Genomic DNA, 4,157 nt, shown 5'->3' with positions numbered 1-4,157 from the left:
GGTGGGGAGGGGGTGGCCGGCGGCCGCGCGGCCGGCGAGGCATTCCTCCAGGAAGGCGAGGGCGCGCAGGTGGTAGGTGTGGGCTGTCCAGCCGAGGCTGATGTTGTGGCCGGCTTGCGGTTGGCGTTCCACCAGGACGCGTGGTGCCTGGGGCAGGAGTGTGGCCAGTTCGGTCAGGGTGTGTTCGTCGTGGCGCCACCACTTCTCGTACTGGGCGAAGGTGAAGCGGACGGGCACCCGAACGCGGGCGGCGATGTCGGGGAACCGGGTGGGCCAGGTCCGTATCTCGGCGCGTTCGCGTTCGGGCATGGGGGCGAGCATGTCGGGGCAGGTGCGGAAGGTGTCGGGCGGGTAGAGGCGCAGGGCGCCCCAGTTGTTTCTCCAGTGGCCCTCCCCCGCGGCCGAGGGCTGTTGTCCGGCGGGTGCGGCCAGGCGGTGGCCGAGGCCGGAGATGTCCAGGCCGAGCAGGGGCATGGTGAAGCCGTCGGCGGCGCAGGTCAGGGCGAGTGTGCCGCCGTAGGAGTGGCCGAGGACGAACAGGCCGGCACCCAGGTCGTGGGTGGCGGCGTAGCGGGTGAGGGCGGTGCGTACTCGGGTGGATTGTTCGGTGAGGGTCTGTCCGTTGGGCAGGTGTGTCGCGGAGGCGCCGTAGCCGGGGCGGTCCAGGGCCAGGACGGTGTGGCCCAGGTGGGCGCCGAGGGTGAGCAGGGACTGACCGGGGTGGGCTTTGCCATCGAAGTAGCCGGCGGTCATGCCGCCGCCGTGGAGGGCGAGGATGGTGGCGCGGGGTGCTCGGGGCGGGGTGGAGAGCAGGCCGGACAGGGAAATGCCGGTGGCGTCCTTGGCGATGATCCTGGTGGTCTTGGTGGTTCTGGTCGGGTCCGGTGGTGGTGGGTCCGCGTTCATGCGGGGCTGCCTGCCGCGGTGGCGGCCTGGGCGGCGTCGATCGCGGTCTCGTCAGGGGTGTCCTGGGAGGTGTCGTGGGGGGTGGAGAACCAGCGCAGCAGTGCGGTGCGGAGTTCTTCAAGGTCGGGGTCGGTCTCGGTGGCCCAGGCCACGTATCCGTCGGGGCGGACCAGCAGGGCGGTGGTGGCCGACAGGTCGGGTTCGCCTTCCTGGGGCCGTACGGTGGCGGTGAGGACCCGGTCCCGCCAGGGCGCGGCCACGGCCCGCAGCGCGGGGTCGTCGCGGAGGTCGAGCAGCACGCCGCGGGCCGGGTGCAGCAGTTCCATGGTGCCGGTCGGGCCGGTGGGGCCGGTGAGGGGGCGCGCAGGGAGACGGCGGCCGAGCAGTGGGTGGGTGCCGGGGCCGACGTCGTAGCGGACGTCCAGGCCGGAGACGAGGCCGGCGAGGTGGCGTTTGACGTCGTCGTACCGGATGAGCTCGCCCATCAGCTCGCGCAGGGGGTCCATCTCGGGTCCACCGACGAAGAGCATGCCCTGGGCGTGGGTGTTCATCAACAGCCGGGCTCCGGCGGCGTGCCGCTCGGTGTGGTAGGTGTCCAGGAGGCCGGCCGGTGCGTGGCCGCGGACCTGGGCGGCGAGTTTCCAGCCGAGGTTGGCCGCGTCCTGTACGCCGGTGCTCAGGCCCTGTCCGCCGGCTGGGAGGTGGACGTGTGCGGCGTCGCCGGCCAGCAGGACGCGGCCGCGGCGGTACTCGGTGACCTGCCGGGTGGTGTCGGTGAAGGAGCTGACCCAGTGGGCTGTGCCGCCGCTGATGTCCTCGCCGGTGATCTGGCGCCAGGCGTCGGCGATCTCGGCGAAGCTGACGGTGCGTTCGCGTTGTCGGCCGGGTACGGCGTCGGGCACCACGATGATGCGGTCGACGCCGTCGCCCAGCGGGGCGGCCATCACCATGCCGCCGGGCAGCCGCTCCCCCAGGAAGCGCGGTCGCAGTCGGCAGCCGGCGACGTCGGCGAGGTACATGGTGCGGGTGGCGTCGGTGCCGGGGAAGGAGAAGCCGGCCGCGCGGCGTACGGGGCTGCTGCCGCCGCCGCAGCCGACGAGGTAGGGGGCGGTCAGGTGCTGGATGCCGTTGGGGGTGGCGACGGTGATGGTGACGGGATCGGTGTGGTCGGATTGGTCGGTGTGGTCGGTGTGGTTGTCGAGTTCGAGGAACTCCCAGCCGCGGCGGATGTCGGCGCCAAGGGAGATCGCCCACCTCTCCAGGACGTCCTCGGTGTGTGACTGCGGGACGCCGCGGGCCCCGAAGTGGGCGTCCTTGAGGACGGTGTAGTCGAACCGCAGGCCGCCGAAGTGGCCCTGGGGGGCCTTTTCCAGGTCGCCGAACCACGGCAGCAGGCCGCGCTGTTCGAACACTTCCATGGCGCGTGCGGTGAATCCCAGGCCGCGGGACTGCCCGGTGGGTTGTTCCAGGCGCTCCACGACCAGGACGCGGGCGCCGCCCAGGCGCAGTTCTCCGGCGAGCATCAGACCGGTCGGGCCGGCTCCGACCACGATCACGTCGGCGTCCATTGTTCCTCCTGTCCCCATCGCGGGTCCCGGTTCAGCCGAAGAGCCGGGCGATGTGCCGCGGGGCCTTGGTCCTGCCCCATTCGAGGGCTTGGCCGAGCAGGTCGGGTGTCGCTTCGAAGCACGTGTTGGCGGGGTCGCCGAGCGCGAACGGCTCGGGCAGGAACGCGGAGGCGTCCAGCCGTTCGAACAGCAGCCGTGCGGCGGCGGCCGGCTCCGTCTCTCCTGCCTCGACGGCCTGGCAGGTGGTGCGGGTGAAGGTGAGCAGCGCGCCGATGTCCTGGCCGACCGGGTCGGGCAGGCCGGGGGCGGTCCTGTTCTCCAGGTCCTTGAAGAGCTGGTCGTCGCGGCTGTCCAGGAAGGCGCGGTAGGCCCGCTCGACGGTCATCGTCGGCATGATGCTGGTGGCCTCCCACACCCGGGTGACCGCGTTCCACAGGTCGTAGTGGCCGAACCCGACGAAGGAGCTGTAGACGAGGTCGTCGTGGACGTCGTACAGGCCCTGCTGGAGGCGGTCGATGTAGGCGAAGTGTTCCGTGGACCAGTCGCCGGTGCGGGTGGCCTCGATCAGGCGCCAGGCGAGGGAGTTGACGACTTCGAGGGTGTTGGTCAGGCCGCGTGAGTAGAGGGCGTCGATGAATCCGGCGGCGTGTGCGGTCAGGCAGTAGCGTTCGCCGACCGTGTGGGAGGAGGAGTACTGGAGTCGGCCGGTGCCTACCCAGGGGCGGACCGCGGTGGCGTGGGTGAACTGTTCCGCGATCTGCGGGAACCTGGCGAGGAAGGCGTCGAACTCCTGCTGGGGTGAGTGCCCGTCCTTGGGGAAGACGCGCTCGTCGAGGGTGAGGCCGACGCTGCACAGGGGATTGATCGCCCCGTCGTGGTTGTCGAAGGGGATCACCCACAGCCAGCCGCCGTGGAAGACGTGGTGCAAGGTGCCGTGGTGCCAGGGGCTGGGTTGTTTGTGGGCGGCTGCCGAGGAGGTGTCGTCGTAGGGGGTGACGCCGACCATGTGGGTGAACAGGGTGCGGGAGTGGTGGCGGGCGCGGGTGGGTTCCTCGCGCAGGCCGAAGGTCTCGGCGAGGGGGGAGCGGAAGCCGCTGGCGTCGACGAGGTACTCGGCGTGGTACTGGGTGCCGCGCTCCGAGCGCAGCAGCACTGTGTCGGCGCCGGTCTGGACGCTGGTGACGCGGGTGTTCAGCAGTGGGGTGGCGCCGTAGCGGACGGCGAGGTGGAACAGGTAGGCGTCGGTGTCCTGCCGGAACAGGTGGCTCTCGGTGCGCTGCCACTCGGGCACGACGAGCTGGTTGATCTCCAGGGGGTTTTGGGGCCGGCCTTCGCGGTGGTAGACGAACCCGAAGTTCTGTTTGCGGCCGCTCATCGGGGAGATGTTGTCCTGGATGCCGCGGAAGCTGGCCAGGTGTTCGATCTCGGGGACCTGGTAGCGCTCGGCGACGATCCGGGTCATGGCCGAGGTGTAGGGGATGGTGGACTCGCCGACGGCGAAGCGGGGGTGGGTGCCGGCGTCGATGAGGAGCACCTTGACGCCGTTGCGGGCGAGGACCGCGCCCAGCATGCCGCCGGCCATGCCCGCGCCGAGGATGGCCACGTCGTAGCGCTGGTGCGCGGGGTCGGTCGTGTTCATGGGTTCACCCTTCGTGTGCGGAAGAGGGCGGGGTGGGGCGGTGG

3 protein-coding genes are annotated in these 4,157 nt (G+C 71.2%); all 3 read right to left on the bottom strand.

Annotated elements, in window-relative coordinates; all coding sequences use genetic code 11:
- On the bottom strand, positions 1-906 hold a 906-nt coding region (locus E4099_RS29875), incomplete at its 3' end, for an alpha/beta hydrolase (protein WP_135342238.1).
- A complete protein-coding gene (locus tag E4099_RS29870) occupies positions 903-2,474 on the bottom strand; it encodes an FAD-dependent monooxygenase (RefSeq protein WP_135342237.1) in 1,572 nt (523 codons plus the stop codon). The genes E4099_RS29870 and E4099_RS29875, both read right to left, overlap by 4 nt.
- Positions 2,475-2,505: 31 nt before the next feature.
- Positions 2,506-4,113 (bottom strand): NAD(P)/FAD-dependent oxidoreductase, encoded by a 1,608-nt coding sequence (locus E4099_RS29865; RefSeq protein WP_135342236.1) that lies wholly within the window; start codon positions 4,111-4,113, stop codon positions 2,506-2,508.
- Positions 4,114-4,157: the final 44 nt, after the last annotated feature.

It is taken from the genome of Streptomyces palmae, from assembly GCF_004684805.1.
Classification (GTDB): Bacteria; Actinomycetota; Actinomycetes; order Streptomycetales; family Streptomycetaceae; genus Streptomyces; species Streptomyces palmae.
This window is presented reverse-complemented; position numbering and strand designations above follow the sequence as displayed.